The sequence below is a fragment of the Rhizobium sp. CBN3 genome (assembly GCF_030518245.1).
Classification (GTDB): domain Bacteria; phylum Pseudomonadota; class Alphaproteobacteria; order Rhizobiales; family Rhizobiaceae; genus Rhizobium; species Rhizobium aethiopicum_A.
The window spans coordinates 45,935-61,387 of the sequence record NZ_JAULSE010000024.1; the positions used below are offsets into that span (position 1 = coordinate 45,935).

The window sequence follows — 15,453 nt, forward strand, 5'->3', positions numbered from 1 at the left end:
GTTGATCATCGGCTGAGGCAGCCGGAAATGGAGATCAGAATGACCCGCAACGTATTTAAGATCCTTACCGTCACCCTTCTTGCCGGGAGCCTCGGCCAAGTAGCCTTGTCTGCGCCAGCCTATGCCGGCGGCCGGATCTCGTTCAACCTCGCACCGGACAATGCCCAGGATGCCGGACTTTTTTCAACCGGCCTGCGCGTCTATTCGCTCTACCGAGGTCTGAAAGACGCTGACATCCGGCAGCTGGGTCGGGGTAACGCGGCTGGTATCGCTCAGGCTGGCCGCGGCAACCTCGGCTTCGTCAGGCAACGGGGCAATGGTCATTCCGCGACCTTGCGGCAGAACGGCAACAACAATGCCTATGGCATTTTCCAGTATGGGCGAAATACTGAAACCGACGTCGTGCAGGATGGGGATAACGGCAGTGGTGCTACCTTCAGCTATGGCTGGTAAGGCAGTTCACAAGCCGGGCGCGACCAGTCAGCGCCCATACGGAATCTCTAAGGCGAGTATTAAGCCCCTAAAATGTAAGCTGTACCTTACAGGCGGCCGCACGGTCGCCGGCAAGGGTGAAGGCGGCGGCGGCTTCTTCCAAGGGTAAGCTGTGGCTGATGATCGGCCGCACATCGATCTTGCGGCTTGCGATCAGCTTGGCGGCAGTGATGAATTCCTCGTGGAACCGCTGCGTGCCGTGGATATGCAGCTCCTTGCCGACAATGGCGTTGAGCGGGACCGGGATCTCGCCCGTGACGCCGACCTGCACGATCGTGCCGCGCGGCCGAATGGCGGCGATCGCGCTGCGGATCGCGGGTGCGGCGGCCGAGCATTCGAAGACGAGATCGAAATAGCCTTTCCCCGCCTCGAATTCGGCAAGTGATGCCGCATCCCGGGAAACATTGATCGTGCGGCTGGCGCCCATCGTTTTGGCCCTTGCGAGCGCCGCATCGGCAAGATCGGTCGCCACGATCTCGGCCCCGCCATGATGACGGGCGGCGGCAACCATCAGGCAACCGATGGGGCCGGCGCCGGTAACGAGGACGCGTTTGCCCGAGATATCGCCGGCGCGCGATGCGGCATGCAGGCAGACGGCGAGCGGCTCGCTGCAGGCAGCTTCCGCGGCGGTCGTCTCGGCTCCCATTTCGAAACATTGGCGGGCCGGCACCACCAGCCATTCCCGGAACATGCCCTGCTCATGCGGCAGGCGCATGGCGCTGCCCATGAAGCGCATATCGAGGCAATGGATCGGCAGCCCCTTCACGCAATATTCGCAATGGCCGCAGGGCTGGCTCGGATTGACCGCGACCAGCGTGCCGGCTTTGATCGCAACCGCCTCGCCTGCCTGATTCACCCTGCCCGAGGCCTCGTGGCCGGGGATGATCGGCTCCCGCACCCTGACCGGCCCGAAGCCGCCGTCCTGATAATAATGCAGGTCAGAGCCGCAGATGCCGGCGGCCGCCATCTTGAGAAGCACCTCGCCTGGACCGGGAGCCGGAACTGTGTCCATTTCGACTCGGAGATCGCCTTTTTGATAAAGCCGCGCCAGCCGCGTCTGCATCCTATCCTCCTATCTCAACAGTCCGAGCTGCTGCGGCAGCCAGAGCGATACGGCGGGAATGAAGGTGATCAGGATCAGCGCCAGGAACAGCGGCACCAGCCAGGGCACGATCGCCATCGTCGTGCGTTCGACCGAAAGCTTCGCGACCCGCGACAGCACGAACAACACCATGCCGAGCGGCGGGTGAAGCAAGCCGATCATCAGGTTCAAGGTCATGATCAGGCCGAACTGAACGGGATCGATGCCGAACTTCGCGACAATCGGCAGAAGGATCGGCACGAGGATGGTGATCGCCGCGATCGTATCCAGGAAGCAGCCGACGAAGAGCATCAGCAGGTTCACCAGGATCAGGAACACCCATTTATTGTCGGTGATCGAAAGGATTGCATCAGAGAGCAGCTGCGCGGCCTGGCTGACCGTCAAGAGCCACGCGAAGACCGATGCGGCGGTGACGATGAAGAGCACCGACGCCGTCGTTTCGATCGTATCGAAGCTCGCCTTGGCGAGTGTCGAGAGCGTCATCGTGCGGTAGCGCACGAGGCCGAGGAAGAGCGACCAGAGCACAGCCGCGACCGCTGCCTCTGTCGGCGTGAACCAGCCCATCGTCATGCCGCCGATCAGAATGACGGGAGTCATCAGCGCCATGACGGCGGAGAAGCCGAAATACCAGTCGAGCGCCAGAAGCACGAGAAGGGCAATGCCCGCCGCTGCATTCATCGAGACGCCAGCGCGCATCATCAGATAAATCGCCACAGGCACCATCAGGACGACGAGGATTTCCATGCCGGCCGACAGGAGCTCGCGCACATTGAACGGCGCGTCGGAGCCCCAGCGTTTGCGATAGGCGAAGGCGGCGACGGTGATCATCATCAGCAGCGTCATGACAATGCCGGGCAGGATACCGGCCATGAAGAGTGCGCCGATCGAGACGTTCGCCATCATGCCGTAGATGACGAAGGGCAGCGACGGCGGGAAGATCGGCCCGAGTGTCGCCGAGGCGGCCGTGACGCCGACGGCCGCTTCGACCGGATAGCCATGGTCCTTCATCGCCTTGATCTCGATCGTGCCGATGCCGGCGGCATCGGCGAGCGCGGTGCCGGACATGCCCGAGAAGATGACGGAGCCGATGATGTTGACTTGCGCCAGCCCGCCCTTCATCCAGCCGACGAGAGCGACCGCGAAGGAATAGATACGGCCCGTAACGCCGGCGGAATTCATCAGATTGCCGGCCAGTATGAAGAAGGGCACGGCGAGCAGCGGAAAACTCTCGACGCCGGCGATCATGCGCTGGGCGACGATGATGTCTGGCGCCACGCCGTAAAGGACGATGTAAAGCACGGAGGCGACGGCCATCGAGATGGCGACGGGCACGCCGACCAGCATCAGCAGCAGAAACGAGCCAAGAAGCAGCAGCATCGGGTCATCCTTCGACGGATTGGAATTCTTCCGGGCGCTCCAGGACGGAGTAGCCGCGGCGCATATTGGCGATGAAGACGATGACCGCACGGATCAGCATCAGCACGAAGGCGACGAGAACGGAGTAAAAGACGATGTTGCGCGGCAGGTCGATGGTGACCATCTGTTCGTCGGCGACGATGTCGACGTAACGCCACATCAAATAGCAGCCATAGGCGAAGAAACCGATGCGGACGATATCGACGAAGGTTGCGAGCACGCGCGCCAGCCCTGCCGGCATATAGTGATAGAACACATCCACCTGGATATGCCGCGAGGTGCGCACGCACATGACGGCGCCGAGAAAGACGACGCCGATCAGGCAGTTGATGGCGATTTCCTCGGTCCAGGCATAGCTGTCATTCAGCACATAACGCGTGAAGAACTGCAGGAAGACGCAGCCCGCCATCAGCCAGAAGACGATCAGCGTAATCCAGTCCTCGACGGCATAGTCCGAGACGTTCGCGGTCGGCGCATGCCCTTCGAATTCGTGACCGATTTCTTCGGCCGTGATTGGCGTGTGAATTTCTTGCGACATGATCGGCCTTGTTGCGGTTGGAGAAGAAGGGAGCGGCGCTTGGGCTGCGCGACCTTTATGTGTCGACGGATCTCGTTCGTTGCTCGGCGGCACGGCCCTCATCCGGCTGCCGCCACCTTCTCCCCGCTCGCGGGGAGAAGGGACATGCCTCGACCTCTCCGTTCCCCGCTTGCTCTCGCAGGGCACGTCCCCTCTCCCCGCGCGCGGGGAGAGGGTTAGGGTGAGGGGCACAAAGAAGGCAGTGAGCGACCTTTACTGAATCGCCCGGATCGCTTCCCAATCGGCCTTCTCGTAGCCGAAGTCCTCAAATTTCACCTTTTCCATCACGTTCTTCTCGAAATCGCTCTTGTCGACCTCGGTGACGTTGAGGCCCTTTTCCTTGAAGGTCGCAACGAGGCTGTTCTCCTTGCCGGCGATCGTCTTGGTCGTGCGCTCGGCGGCCTGCTGCATCACTTCACCGAAGATCTCCTTGTCCTCGTCGGAAAGCTTCGCCCACAGCTGCTTTGAGATCACGGTGTTCAGGTGGTCGACGATGTGGCCGGTGAGGATGATGTTCTTCTGGACCTCGTAGAACTTCTTCGCCTCGATCGTCGTCAGCGGGTTTTCCTGCGCCTCGACCGTGCCGTTCTGCAGAGCGAGATAGACTTCGGCAAAGGCGATCGGCGTGGTGTTGGCGCCGCAGGCGCGCGGCATCGCCAGATAGGCGGGAACGTCGGGCACGCGGATCTTCAGGCCCTGCATGTCCGCGCATTTGGCGATCGGCTTGTTCGAGGTCGTATGGCGCGTGCCGTAATAGCTGACGGCGGCGATGTGGTTGCCGGTCTTGTCTTCGTAACCTTTGGCGAGACGCTTGAAGACATCGCTCTTGGTATAGGCGATCAGATGATCGGGATTGCGAAAGATATAGGGAAAGTAGGTGACGCCGATCGGCTTGTAGTCGCGTGCGGCAAAGCTCGATCCGGAAATGATGATGTCGACCGTCCCGAGCTTGAGGCCCTGGTTGATATCGGCTTCCTTGCCGAGCTGCGAGGCCGGATAGACCTCGATCTTGTAGCGTCCGTCGGTGCGCTTGGCGATTTCTTCCGCGGCCCAGACGGAATCCGTGTGGAACGGCTCCGAGGTTTCGTAGACATGCGCCCATTTCAATACCGTCTGCGCATGCGCGACCGCCGTCGTCGCCATGATCGCGGCTGCGGTGCACAGTATCGTTGCCAGTCTCATCTTCATTGCTCTCTCCTCCCGAGCTCGGGTTTAAGTCTTGGTGGTTCCTTTCGCGGCCGCCTTGTCACGGCCGCGTTCCTCCTCTCCCGAGAACTCCTCCCCGAAGCTCTCGGAAAATCTTTTCTGCGATAGGATGAGATGGCTGCGCATTGCAGCCTTCGCGCCCGCCGCATCGCCGGCGGCGATCGCATTACGGATCGCCTGGTGCTCGTCCACGGCTCTGCGCCATGTCGTCGGCCCCTCGAAATGGCTGGCGAGCCTGGCGAAATAAGGGGTCATGCGCATGTCGAACATCTCGCCCGTCACGCGGGTCAACGTTGCATTGCCGACAATGGCGGCAATTCCGGTGTGAAAGGCGCGGTCGGCGGCGAGCACGGTGCCCGCATCATTGACGCCGCCGCTCATGCGCATCAGCGCCTCGTCGAGTACGGCGATGTCTTCAGGTCTGGCCCGGGTTGCCGCCTCTTCGGCTATGGCGCATTCGATAATGGCGCGCGCCTGCAGCAATTCGAAAGGCCCCTCCACCGGCTCGCTTTCGCTTGTCGCCATGCTGATGCCCTGCCGGCGCACCACATAGATGCCGGAGCCCATGCGGATGTTGACGAGGCCCTCGACCTCCAGGACGATGAGCGCCTCGCGCACCGTCGGGCGTGAGACCGACAGTTGCTCCGCAAGATCGCGCTCGGCCGGCAGCTTCTGACCGACGACAAGCTCGCCGCCGGCAATCATCGAACGAATCTGATCCGCTACCTGTCTGTAGAGACGGCGCGATTCAACGGGCGAAAACATTCTGGCCTCCCCGGCGGCTTCTCCTCAAGCGCAGCTGGTCAACTGGCCTGACCAATTTGATACGTACCACTGCGTCAGTTGTGCGTCAATGCGTCGCATGAAATTCCAGCCGGCGGTCCCTCGGCGTCGGCAACCGTGGGAACCTTCACCATCCTCAGGGATTCGGAGGCCCGACATTGGGGGAGCATGGTGACGAATTATCTCTGGCTTTTTGCAGTATCGGGAGGGGCGGCCTTCTCGGAATTGCTCTTGCTTTCGGAATGATCAAGCAGGACGGACGACGATCGGTCGCCGCCGTCGCCGGCGCTTTTATGGTGGCCATCGGCGCGCTCGGACTCGGCATTCATGTTCAACAGGCGCCCACAACTCCTTTGCGCGCGTCCGATAGAGAGGGGTCGCAGGATAGCCTTCCGGCGGCTGCGGCGACCGAAACTGATCTGCCGGGAAAGTGACGCTTGAGAGATCGTCGACCACGGTGCGTGACGTGCCTCAGTGCCAGAGACGGCCGGTCAATCACCGGCCAGTCGCGGCCGGTTACGCCGGGGACATTGTAGGCGTCTGCTGCGAAGGCTTCGAGGGATGCGCGGTTGCGGATGATTACCAGGCCGCGGGTGGAATAAATGAGATGCTTACCTTCAAGGATGTGTAAGGCATCCGTGACGCTGGAGCGGCGGACTCCCAGCATCGTGGCCATGTACTCATGAGTGATTTCAATCTCTTCACCATCGAGGCGGTCATGGCACATCAGAAGCCATTTCGCCAGGCGAACGTCGATTTTGTGAACGGCGTTGGACAGCGCGGTGTTGGCGACCTGCGCGAAAAACGTATGGAGGAAATGCGAAAGCAGCTGGCGGATGGCGGGGCGGGCGGCGAGGAAGCATGCGAGCGCCCCGGCTTCCACACGGCGCCCGTGACCGCCAACCTGCATCATGACGTCGAATGAAAACTGCTCCGCGTCCACCGTCAGGGCCGGCGGCGACATTCCGTCCCTGCCGAGCACGCCGATCTCGGCTTTCCTGCCCTCGGGACTCGTCGCCATCATGGAAGCAATGCCGGTTTCCAGGAAATAATAATGGCTGACCGGCATGCCCAAATGGACGAGCGCGAAACCGCGTGGAAGAAGAAGCGGTTCCAGTATGCGCTCCAGAGCCACCAGCTCCGGATCCGCCAACTGCGACAGAATGAGATTTTCGCTTTCGAACGCTCGCATCGCTCTGCCCTTGTTTGGCAAGAGGACACTGTCTTCCGGCCGCCAGCGTCACAAGGCCCGCTCGACCTACCAAAACTATGAACCCGGGGATGGGCGATTGCAAGGCACCTGGCCATAAACTCCTATTATCGACAGAAGGTTCCGTAGGCCACTTTTGTACGCAAGCGCACTCGGTTGAGAAGTTACTGTAGTAAGTGCTAATGTAGCTGGCGGCAATTCCATGAGGGCGAAGGCATGGATCAATATCCCCTTTCGAGCGACGAGGCGGAAATCTATCGGCACATCGTTGAGAGCGCCCGGGACTATGCAATCTTTGCGATGGATCGCGACGGCACTGTCGTGACGTGGAGCGCCGGCGCGGAAAATCTCTTCGGCTATTCGCCGCCCGAAATCATCGGACAGAGCAGTGCCGCCATCTTTACGTTCGAGGATCAGCTTGCCGGGGCGATGCTCAAGGAGATCAGGCTTGCCTTGACCACTGGACGCGCCGACGACAATCGCTGGCATGTGAGAAAGGACGGCAGTTCGTTCTGGGCGTCGGGACTGATGATGCCGCTTCGCAACGATGCCGGCGAGACCTACGGCCTTCTGAAAATCGTCCGCGACCGAACGCAGATGCTTCATGAGGACGAAACTCGGCGCGCCGGCGAAGAGCGTCTCCAGCTTATTCTCAAAAGCGCGATCGACTATGCGATCTTCGCTTTCGACCGGGATGGGCAGATCATCAGCTGGAACACCGGCGCCTGCCGAATCTTCGGGTATGAGGAAGACGAGATTCTCGGTTGCGACGCCCGCATTCTCTTCGTTCCCGAGGACCGCAACGAGGGCGCACTGGAACGCGAGATGAAGGCGGCCGCCGAGCGTGGCCGCGCCGAGAACGAGCGGTTTCACTTACGCAAGGACGGCTCGACATTCTGGGGCAGCGGCTTGACTATGCCGCTTCGCTCCCAGCGCGCCGGGTACCTCAAAGTGCTTCGGGACGATACGGAGCGTCATTTTGCCGAGGAACACCAGCAGATCATGCTGCGAGAGATGAGCCATCGCGTCAAGAACAGTCTGGGCCTCGTCGCGGCCATGCTTGCCATGCAGGCCCGTTCGACCAAACAGGAGGAGGTCGGACAGGCGCTTCGCGATGCCGAAGCGCGTGTCGGAACCATCGCCCAGGTGCACGATCAATTATGGCGTCAGCCGGATATCGAAACGGTAGATCTGGCGGATTTCCTATTCAGCCTCTGCCAGCGCCTGCAGCAATCGACCTCCCGCCACGCGGTCTCCGTCGACGCTGATCCATGCATGGTCGATGCCGACCGGGCGATCCAGATCGCTCTCCTCGTCAACGAGCTGGTGACCAACGCCTTCAAGCACGCCTATCCCGACGTCTCCGGCGCCGTCGCGGTCAGCGCCCGCGATATTGGCGATGAGATCCGCCTCGAGGTCGCCGACGACGGACGGGGTCTGCCAGCGGAAGTGCTGTCCTTCGAAAACGATGGGAAAAGCCTGGGAATGAAGATCGTGCGCGCGCTCGTGCAGCAGCTGAAGGCGGAGATGAATATCGAGGATCGGGCGCCCGGTACGGGGTTCGTGATCCGCTTGCCGAGGGAGGGGTGATGGAGTTTTTGCTCTTGAAGGATGTGCCGGGCGGGAATACGAACGTTTGACCGGCCTGCCGATCCGGCGCCTTGCTAATCGGCACTCCTGATCGTATCTGCGAAAGGCATGACTAGAAGCAGGATCCGCTTTCCCGATCCTCGTCATGCGCTTGGCAATCGGTAAGCCGAAGCGCTGACCATGCGAAGCAGACGATCGAGAGCCGGAGATCCACCGAAAGTCGTCCGGCGCGCCATCGCGCAGGTTTTGGAGATCGTCGACGATTTGTCGCAGGGCGATCTGCCGGTCGACAAAACCCAGATCCGATGGAGCCGCCGTGATAGGAGCGCTTTGCCGGCTTCTATCCGTCGTGACATTCCGCCCATCCGGCGTTCTCATGTGCGGTTGCGCAGGGCGGCGCATCCGGCGTGATCAGCAGCTCCTCCGGATCCAGATGCACATGCCGCATCAGGCCGGCAAGCTTGTGCTTGTCCCTGATCCCGCATTCGAACCAGGATACGAGTTCCCTGGCAACATGTTCGGCGGCCGGGCTGGCGATCCCGCATGATTTTTCCTGACACCACGCCTCAAGAATCGCGGTCAGCATTGCCACATCATCAGGCTGTAACGCCGGCTTCGTGATTCCCGAGTGCTGGATCATCCGCGTTCCTCCCCATTATATGCGACGATCCTAAACTTCGAATCTTCGATTTCAACCGCTGGTGCGGAAGCGTACGGACCGGATGATCAGGGCCCGATCCGAACCGCGGGGGGAACAAGGTGGCCCGGCGGGGGTTCGGCGGTCACGACAAAATGAACGTCGCATGACAGGCTCGAATCTGGTAGGCACGGCACAGGCGCGGACCGCCTGATGCTTCCAACCGCCATTGAACAGCATGATCACCTTAAAACCAGGATTACCGTAGGCGTCCGCCATGAAGTCGCTCAACCCGGTCGCCGGCAAGACGATCCTTATCATCGGTGAGGCCGGTTTCCTCTCGGACGGTGCGAGAAAGGCATTGATCGCCCGCCAGGCGGTGCTCGCGGGTCCCGTCGTCATTCCCAGCGCGATGGAGTGCTTGAGCGAAGGCCTCATATTCGATGCCGTGATCATCGACGTGACGATTTCCGACGAAGCCATGCTGTGGATGAACGAATGGCTGGAGACACGCCGAATTCCTTTCATCTTTGCCCATGACGAGCGCTCAGAAACTCCGCCCGGCGGCTTTGTCGTCAGCGGGCGTCCTTCCGATATCGACGCGATGATCGCCGCTCTGTTCGGGGGAGACCCGTCTTATTATCATTAGCGCCGTGCGTCCGTTCGGACGCACAAAGGACGCTCTAACTCTTAAAATCTACGCATCGGACCTACCGAAAATCGATTCCGATGTTCGGGCCGATGTAGCTCGATTCGGCGAATTGTTCAGTTCCGTACAATTGGAGACGAAGAGTTGTTTTGGCCCCAATTGAGTCCCATTATTTCAAAACGCACGGTGAAAAGCTTCGGGACCAGGGTCATGATCGATTCTCAGTCCATCCATCTGAAAGCCCTCGATTCAGCCGATCTTCAGCGTCTGCAGACCATTTTGAACGTGATCTGCCGCGAGGCCGACATGCCCTTACGCTCGCCTGATATGCAGGAGGTCGCCGCGCTGCTCATTCGCCTTTATCGGCACGGCTTGACCGACGAGGACAAGCTGCTGTCGGTCGGACGTCTGGCGTCGGCGAAAAAGGGGCTCTCCCGAACTGCTGCGATCACGGCGGGGCGGAGATCGAAACGCCGGTCGGTCATCTCAATCTGACGAGGAGCAGCTCATGAATGACGGTGAAAAAGCGCGAGCCGACGTCGAAGGAACCGAAAAGGAAACCGCCGATCCAAGGAAAAACCCGCCCGCCGGTCCTCACGCCAAGGATCATCTCATAGACGAAAGCAAAACGCCCGGCGCCGGCTCGCTGTCCGAGAAGGACGAACAGAGCATCACGCCGGGATCAGGCTGATCCACCGCCGGCCTGGCGGGAAACACTCTGGGCCGCGGAATCTGACCCACGAATGCGTGGATTCAGAGTGTTAACGCGTCCTTAGTGCGTCCGAAAGGACGAATGGCGCTCTCGTCACGGTGCGAGATCCTTGCCGATCAGCCGCCGGTATTCCTCCTCGGCAGCGCCGTAGGATCCATGCACCTCTTCGATCAACCCCCGCCGGTTGAGGATGACGATCTGACACCGCGTGGACCGGATCAGTCCTTTGCCTTTCCAGCAGATGCAGTGCGACCGTAACGCCGGCGCGGCGCACGCCGCGAGAAGCAGGCTGCGTAAGGAGCCACCGACACTCTCGTACGGTCGAGGGAACCGCGACGAGGCATTCCAGTTAGGCTTTGCGTAAATAGGGAAGCGCGTCTGATACGCGCGGCCGGCCCTGCACATGCCGGAGAGCGAGAATTGACAGAAACGCACATGCGACCCAAGGAGAATCGTCTCCTCGCGCTCCTGCCGGAGAACGAGTATTCGGCCGTTGTCGCACATCTCGAGCCCTGCGATACCCCCCGCGGTTTCATCATCGTCGAGGCCGGTGCGACGATCGAGCATGCTTATTTTCCGTGTTCGGGAATAGGCTCGGTGATCAATATCTCCCCGGAGGGCAATCGGGTCGAAGCAGGTTTGTTCGGTCGGGATGGATTTGCACCAACGGCGGCGGCGATAGAAGCGCCGGTCAGTATCTTGGAAGTCGCAGTCCAGGTGCCGGGCGCTGCCTACCGCCTGCCACAAAGCAGGCTGCTCGATCTGATGCAGACGCAGCCTGTGTTTGCCAACCTGCTCCACAAAAGTCTGCATGTTCTCGCGATCCAGGCCGGGTTCACCGCACTCTCCAACGCAGTTCATGCGATCGACGAACGGCTGGCACGCTGGATTTTGATGTGCCACGACAGGATCGACGGAAATGAGCTCGCCCTGACGCATGATTTCATCGCCTTGATGCTGGCGGTGCGGCGGCCGAGCGTCACCACGGCGCTGCATGTCCTCGAGGGAAACCGGTTCATCCGCTCTGTTCGCGGCCTGGTGATCGTCAGGGATCGTGCCGGCCTGGAGGATTTCGCCTCCGATTCCTACGGCAAGGCGGAGGAGGAATATGAGCGGCTGATCGGACCTCTCAGAAAATCTACGCGTTAAAATTACTATCGCAGCCCGTCCATTGCCGATCACCCTCCAGCCTTGGACGCGAGCGTGTCGGGTGATCTGCCTGCGCGACGGCCTCGCTTTCAGCGGCACGTCGCAAGGCGTTACAGTTTCACGTGCATGTGATAGAGCTGTGGTGCAAAAATCTTTGGTTTTGCTGTAACCGATTGTCGGCTTTTACGAATGAGCTCTTTGACAGCATGACAACCGCCCATTCGGAAGAAGCCCTGAAAGCATTGATGCTTCTGTCCCTTGACGGGGACGAGGCTGCCTATCGGCGTTTGCTGACGGCTTTGCGCGTGCTGCTTGTCGGCTATTACAGCCGCAGGATGGCTGCGGCGACGAGAGCGGACATGGAAGATCTGGTCCAGGAGACGTTGCTGGCACTGCATTCCCGGCGATCCACCTATGACCGGGAGAGACCTTTTACCGCCTGGTTTTTCTCCATCGCCCGCTACAAGCTGATCGACCATCACCGCGGCCGCGGCGGACGCAGGTTGGCCGAGAGCGAGCTTGATGACGAGATCGAAAGCGAGTTCAGCGAGGATAGGCTGACAGCCCGCATGGATGTCGAGCGGTTGCTCGACAGCTTGCCGCTGAGACAGCAGGAACTGATCCGCCAGGTGAAGCTCGAGGGCAACTCGGTCGCCGACACCGCAACCCGCACAGGCCAGTCCGAATCGGCGGTGAAAGTCAGCATCCATCGGGCGCTCAAGGTGCTCGGAGAGAGATTGCGAGGCACATCGTGACAAAGACGGACGATATCATCGAACGATTGGCAAGCGACCTGAAGCCGGTGCCGCGCAACGCGCTATGGCGCCGCTTTGCGCTCGGCATAGCGCCCGCCCTCGGACTTTCCCTGCTGCTGATGCTGATCATTCTTGGTCCCCGGGTCGATATCTCAGACGTGCTGACGCTGCCGGTCTTCTGGATCAAGTCGGCCTATAACGCCTTGATTGCCGCGGCCGCCTTTGCCGCCGTTTTTCGGCTTTCCCGACCCGACGGTTCCGAGGGACGCTTTTTCGGTTTGCTTGCCTTGATCTTCGCCGCCATGGCGACCGTCGCGGCCATCCAACTACTGATGGCGCCGAGCGAGAGCTATCGATTGCTGATCCTCGGCTCCTCGGCGCTGCATTGCCCGCCGCTCATCGCAGGCTTTGCAATCCCGGTCTATGCCGGCACGGTCTGGGCACTGCGCCGCGCGGCGCCGGTGGATCTGCGGCTGACCGGCTTCGTCACCGGCATTGCCGCGGGAGGAGCCGGCGCCTGGGTTTATTCCTGGTTCTGCACCGAAAACGGCATGCCTTTCGTGTTGATCTGGTATACGCTCGGCATCCTGCTCATCGGTGCTGTCGGCGCCGTCACCGGACCTCGCCTGCTCCGCTGGTAGCCCCTCTCGATTCGTTGATCCGGAACATTCCGGCTTTCGCCTGGTTCGAGGGTCGAAGGAGAGGAAGATGAACCACGAATCGGATCGTCGCGCTCTTATGATCTATTTAGGAGCCATCCTATTGGTCGGGCTTTTGATCGTGCTCGGCGCTACGCTCTCGTGGAACTCGACCAGCAGAAGCGATCAGTCCACGCAATTTTCAAGGGAAGCCAACCCTTCATGAAATGGCCGAAAGTCGACCCGATCCGGTTGCACCGGCCGAGCGCCGAACGGCAGCCGAATGGCCTGAAAAACCCTGTGGCTGGTCATCGCCGTGATCGCGACGACGGTCGCTGTCGCCTTTCTGCTTTACGTCTCGATCCTCGTCTACGGCGTGGTGCAAAGGCTGTGAGCCGAGGCGAACTGGGCGTTCTGCCCCTGTGGCCACCGTTGTAACATCAGCTATTTCTCCCTGCGCCGCGCTGTCAGTTTTAGCCGAATGTCGAAGTGATTGAGGGTGCCAGGCAGGTTGGCGACGTTTAAAGACGGGTGCAGCAGCACAATATCGGCGGCCGACAAGAACGTGCCCACGGCAAGGCTTGCAATCGCCGGCACGAGATTATGTGCCGGGCAAATGACAGGACCGGCGCTGAAGGGCACGAGCCCGGCGGCCGGCAACGCGTCGTTCTGTCCCCAGATGCTCGGTTCCATTCGATTGGCATAGAGGAGCGCAGGGTCTCGATGGAAGAAGGGGGCGAAGATGATGACGCCTGTGCCGCGGGCGATGACCCTGTCGCCTGACTGGATATCCTTGGTCAGCTGCCTGAGGATGGCGGGCGTCGTCGGCCAGAGACGCAAGATCTCCAGCACACAACTGCGGGTGAAGGGCCGATCGAGATTCCCGCCCATGGCCTCTTCCACGGCTTTGCCCCAGTAACTCACATGGCAGGCCAGCAAGGCGAGCGTCCTCATAACGGCAATTCCGGCTGCATCGAAGGCGAACAGCCATTGGGCCACCTGGTTTTCCGGAGCAAGCTCATCGCCTCTCGGAAACCGGTTGACCAGACTGTGCTTTTCCGGGTCCCCCAGGTAGCGGCCGACCTGCTCATGAAACTGGGCAAGCTTGCGCTGATCGACCGGCGCGGCAAATGCCCAGTTGGCCCGGCCTCGAAGTTCGTTCAAGGTCTCGGTCAATGTGACGTCGTTGCGCGCTCGTTCGCCGAGGACGACCCGCCGGACGATCCGGAACCAGGCCAGCGAAAAGGCCGGCCAATCGAGCTCACGGGGCAGGTTCAGGAGCGGCAGGAATTCGGCGTCGACGATATTCTTGAAATGCACCACAAATGGATGCAGCCGGTCTGCGGTTGCCAAGGCGTGCTCATGGGCCGGCCGAAGCTCGGCCCGCCGAGAGCCCGATGAGATAAGCACGTTCTCCGGCTCGAAGTGAACAAGGGCCGCATGCTTTTCATTCGTCGCTGCGGCAAACGGTTCGGGCGATGATTGAAGCACCGTGGCGACATCGGCCGGATCGAGGATCAGCAGCTGTGGTCGCAATGGGATCGGCAGCAGAAGAGGCGCCGGCCCGTACTTGTGTTTCAGCCGCTGCATCTGTTTCACGGCCGTTGTGTCGAAGCGCTGCCGCTCCGCCAGACGCTCCGTTGTCGGGCGGCGAATGATGATGCCCTTGGCAACCGTCGGGGCCACGACCGCCGTCAACACGCGAAGCGTATCGAACCATCCGGCGCGGTTAACTCTGGGAAAGATGGCGTGGCTTCGCGCGTTCATGACTCTTCAGCCTGGCCCGGCGGTTGGCCCATATCGGTTCGATCGGCCGATCCTATCGATATGGGTTTGGAACCAGGACCACGACCATTTGTTCCGCTCGAGGCGAAGCGGACCGGCGCAGGGGGCTTAATCGACGAGATGGTTTCCGAGCATCGCAATCAGGCACTCGCGGGCGCGACTCACACGGCTTTTCAAGGTGCCGATCCGGCACCCGCACATTTTGGCGGCGTCCTCATAGCTCGTTCCGGCAGCCACCAATGTCAGAGCCCTGCGCCTGTCGTCGGAAAGACGCGTCAATGCCCGCTGCAATTCGTGCTCCCGCAGCACCCACTCCTGGGTCGGGGCGATCGCCACCTGTTCCATCGCCGCGTCCATTCCGGCGGGCTCGCGCTTCTTCCGGCGATAATTGGTGCAGAACGTGTTTCGCAGAATGGTGAAAAGCCAGGATTTGAGCGAGGTGCCGGGTTGGTAGAGATGAAGCGAGTTCAGCGCCTTCAGCAAGGTTTCCTGAACGAGGTCATCGATGTCATCATCGCTGCGCAGGAACCTTCGGGCAAAGGCGCGTAACGCCGGCGTCAGTTCGACGATCTCGCGCTCGAGTGCGGATTTTTCTTTGCAATGCGACGCGGGACGTACTGAAAACGGGGAAGCCATTTTTCTCTCCTGGGATGAGAAGGAAAGTCGCTGGCTCCTTATTCGTTGCCGTACGATACCGGACAAAAGTCCCGGCTTGGCCGGCAAGCGCTCGCCGGCGGCGGATGGGAACAACG

18 protein-coding genes and 1 pseudogene are annotated in these 15,453 nt (G+C 60.8%); 9 read left to right on the forward strand and 10 right to left on the reverse strand.

Annotated features, from left to right (window positions below):
* Positions 1-39: 39 nt before the first annotated feature.
* Positions 40-453, forward strand: coding sequence for a curlin (locus tag QWJ46_RS26035; RefSeq protein WP_302754875.1), 414 nt, complete (start codon positions 40-42; stop codon positions 451-453).
* Between the two features lie 67 nt (positions 454-520).
* On the opposite strand, the gene QWJ46_RS26040 is transcribed toward QWJ46_RS26035, so the two are convergent.
* The 6 genes from QWJ46_RS26040 to QWJ46_RS26065 form a co-directional block, all read right to left on the reverse strand.
* Entirely contained in the window at positions 521-1,555 is a 1,035-nt protein-coding gene (locus tag QWJ46_RS26040) for an L-idonate 5-dehydrogenase (protein WP_302754877.1), read from the reverse strand.
* 9 nt (positions 1,556-1,564) lie between these two features.
* Positions 1,565-2,971 (reverse strand): TRAP transporter large permease, encoded by a 1,407-nt coding sequence (locus tag QWJ46_RS26045; RefSeq protein ID WP_302754879.1) that lies wholly within the window; start codon positions 2,969-2,971, stop codon positions 1,565-1,567.
* Between the two features lie 4 nt (positions 2,972-2,975).
* The gene (locus tag QWJ46_RS26050) at positions 2,976-3,548 is read right to left on the reverse strand and encodes a TRAP transporter small permease (protein ID WP_184459938.1); all 573 of its coding nucleotides are present in this window, start codon (positions 3,546-3,548) and stop codon (positions 2,976-2,978) included.
* Positions 3,549-3,800: 252 nt separating this feature from the next.
* A complete protein-coding gene (locus tag QWJ46_RS26055) occupies positions 3,801-4,775 on the reverse strand; it encodes a sialic acid TRAP transporter substrate-binding protein SiaP (protein ID WP_302754883.1) in 975 nt (324 codons plus the stop codon).
* A 24-nt stretch (positions 4,776-4,799) separates the two neighbouring features.
* Positions 4,800-5,558, reverse strand: coding sequence for a FadR/GntR family transcriptional regulator (locus tag QWJ46_RS26060; protein ID WP_302754884.1), 759 nt, complete (start codon positions 5,556-5,558; stop codon positions 4,800-4,802).
* A gap of 349 nt (positions 5,559-5,907) precedes the next feature.
* A complete protein-coding gene (locus QWJ46_RS26065) occupies positions 5,908-6,789 on the reverse strand; it encodes a Crp/Fnr family transcriptional regulator (RefSeq protein WP_302754886.1) in 882 nt (293 codons plus the stop codon).
* 213 nt (positions 6,790-7,002) lie between these two features.
* On the opposite strand from QWJ46_RS26065, the gene QWJ46_RS26070 reads away from it, so the two are divergent.
* Positions 7,003-8,376, forward strand: coding sequence for a sensor histidine kinase (locus QWJ46_RS26070; RefSeq protein WP_302754888.1), 1,374 nt, complete (start codon positions 7,003-7,005; stop codon positions 8,374-8,376).
* 340 nt (positions 8,377-8,716) lie between these two features.
* Here the strand turns inward: QWJ46_RS26070 and QWJ46_RS26075 are convergent, their stop codons facing one another.
* A complete protein-coding gene (locus QWJ46_RS26075) occupies positions 8,717-9,016 on the reverse strand; it encodes a hypothetical protein (protein ID WP_302754891.1) in 300 nt (99 codons plus the stop codon).
* A 274-nt stretch (positions 9,017-9,290) separates the two neighbouring features.
* On the opposite strand from QWJ46_RS26075, the gene QWJ46_RS26080 reads away from it, so the two are divergent.
* From QWJ46_RS26080 to QWJ46_RS26090, 3 genes are all read left to right on the forward strand, one after another.
* Positions 9,291-9,662 (forward strand): hypothetical protein, encoded by a 372-nt coding sequence (locus tag QWJ46_RS26080; protein WP_184459945.1) that lies wholly within the window; start codon positions 9,291-9,293, stop codon positions 9,660-9,662.
* Between the two features lie 210 nt (positions 9,663-9,872).
* A complete protein-coding gene (locus QWJ46_RS26085) occupies positions 9,873-10,157 on the forward strand; it encodes a hypothetical protein (protein WP_302754894.1) in 285 nt (94 codons plus the stop codon).
* 13 nt (positions 10,158-10,170) lie between these two features.
* Positions 10,171-10,353 carry a hypothetical protein gene (locus QWJ46_RS26090; RefSeq protein WP_097585341.1) on the forward strand — a complete coding sequence of 61 codons (183 nt, stop codon included), beginning with the start codon at positions 10,171-10,173 and terminating at the stop codon, positions 10,351-10,353.
* 114 nt (positions 10,354-10,467) lie between these two features.
* Here the strand turns inward: QWJ46_RS26090 and QWJ46_RS26095 are convergent.
* Positions 10,468-10,651, reverse strand: a pseudogene (locus QWJ46_RS26095) (Crp/Fnr family transcriptional regulator); the annotation flags it as partial.
* 158 nt (positions 10,652-10,809) lie between these two features.
* Here QWJ46_RS26095 and QWJ46_RS26100 point away from each other — a divergent pair.
* From QWJ46_RS26100 to QWJ46_RS26115, 4 genes are all read left to right on the forward strand, one after another.
* Positions 10,810-11,523, forward strand: a complete 714-nt coding sequence (locus tag QWJ46_RS26100; protein WP_302754898.1) for a Crp/Fnr family transcriptional regulator — start codon at positions 10,810-10,812, stop codon at positions 11,521-11,523.
* A 206-nt stretch (positions 11,524-11,729) separates the two neighbouring features.
* Positions 11,730-12,278, forward strand: a complete 549-nt coding sequence (locus QWJ46_RS26105; RefSeq protein ID WP_184460563.1) for a sigma-70 family RNA polymerase sigma factor — start codon at positions 11,730-11,732, stop codon at positions 12,276-12,278.
* Complete coding sequence (locus QWJ46_RS26110; RefSeq protein ID WP_302754901.1) at positions 12,275-12,919, forward strand: NrsF family protein; 645 nt, start codon at positions 12,275-12,277, stop codon at positions 12,917-12,919. Before QWJ46_RS26105 ends, QWJ46_RS26110 begins: the two co-directional genes overlap by 4 nt.
* A gap of 67 nt (positions 12,920-12,986) precedes the next feature.
* Positions 12,987-13,142 (forward strand): hypothetical protein, encoded by a 156-nt coding sequence (locus tag QWJ46_RS26115; protein WP_302754903.1) that lies wholly within the window; start codon positions 12,987-12,989, stop codon positions 13,140-13,142.
* Between the two features lie 218 nt (positions 13,143-13,360).
* Here QWJ46_RS26115 and QWJ46_RS26120 read toward each other — a convergent pair whose 3' ends face one another.
* Together QWJ46_RS26120 and QWJ46_RS26125 are read right to left on the reverse strand one after the other, a co-directional pair.
* Positions 13,361-14,683, reverse strand: coding sequence for a cytochrome P450 (locus QWJ46_RS26120; protein WP_302754904.1), 1,323 nt, complete (start codon positions 14,681-14,683; stop codon positions 13,361-13,363).
* Between the two features lie 126 nt (positions 14,684-14,809).
* Entirely contained in the window at positions 14,810-15,337 is a 528-nt protein-coding gene (locus QWJ46_RS26125) for a sigma-70 family RNA polymerase sigma factor (RefSeq protein ID WP_302754945.1), read from the reverse strand.
* Between the last annotated feature and the right edge of the window lie 116 nt (positions 15,338-15,453).

Excerpts from the sequence above, each read along its gene's own strand:
- QWJ46_RS26085 (WP_302754894.1), top strand. The coding sequence starts at position 9,873 with ATGATCGATTCTCAGTCCATCCATCTGAAAGCCCTCGATTCAGCCGAT.
- QWJ46_RS26125 (WP_302754945.1), bottom strand. The coding sequence starts at position 15,337 with ATGGCTTCCCCGTTTTCAGTACGTCCCGCGTCGCATTGCAAAGAAAAA.
- QWJ46_RS26060 (WP_302754884.1), bottom strand. The coding sequence starts at position 5,558 with ATGTTTTCGCCCGTTGAATCGCGCCGTCTCTACAGACAGGTAGCGGAT.
- QWJ46_RS26115 (WP_302754903.1), top strand. The coding sequence starts at position 12,987 with ATGAACCACGAATCGGATCGTCGCGCTCTTATGATCTATTTAGGAGCC.
- QWJ46_RS26080 (WP_184459945.1), top strand. The coding sequence starts at position 9,291 with ATGAAGTCGCTCAACCCGGTCGCCGGCAAGACGATCCTTATCATCGGT.
- QWJ46_RS26090 (WP_097585341.1), top strand. The coding sequence starts at position 10,171 with ATGAATGACGGTGAAAAAGCGCGAGCCGACGTCGAAGGAACCGAAAAG.
- QWJ46_RS26035 (WP_302754875.1), top strand. The coding sequence starts at position 40 with ATGACCCGCAACGTATTTAAGATCCTTACCGTCACCCTTCTTGCCGGG.
- QWJ46_RS26100 (WP_302754898.1), top strand. The coding sequence starts at position 10,810 with ATGCGACCCAAGGAGAATCGTCTCCTCGCGCTCCTGCCGGAGAACGAG.
- QWJ46_RS26045 (WP_302754879.1), bottom strand. The coding sequence starts at position 2,971 with ATGCTGCTGCTTCTTGGCTCGTTTCTGCTGCTGATGCTGGTCGGCGTG.
- QWJ46_RS26055 (WP_302754883.1), bottom strand. The coding sequence starts at position 4,775 with ATGAAGATGAGACTGGCAACGATACTGTGCACCGCAGCCGCGATCATG.
- QWJ46_RS26040 (WP_302754877.1), bottom strand. The coding sequence starts at position 1,555 with ATGCAGACGCGGCTGGCGCGGCTTTATCAAAAAGGCGATCTCCGAGTC.
- QWJ46_RS26105 (WP_184460563.1), top strand. The coding sequence starts at position 11,730 with ATGACAACCGCCCATTCGGAAGAAGCCCTGAAAGCATTGATGCTTCTG.
- QWJ46_RS26050 (WP_184459938.1), bottom strand. The coding sequence starts at position 3,548 with ATGTCGCAAGAAATTCACACGCCAATCACGGCCGAAGAAATCGGTCAC.
- QWJ46_RS26075 (WP_302754891.1), bottom strand. The coding sequence starts at position 9,016 with ATGATCCAGCACTCGGGAATCACGAAGCCGGCGTTACAGCCTGATGAT.
- QWJ46_RS26120 (WP_302754904.1), bottom strand. The coding sequence starts at position 14,683 with ATGAACGCGCGAAGCCACGCCATCTTTCCCAGAGTTAACCGCGCCGGA.
- QWJ46_RS26070 (WP_302754888.1), top strand. The coding sequence starts at position 7,003 with ATGGATCAATATCCCCTTTCGAGCGACGAGGCGGAAATCTATCGGCAC.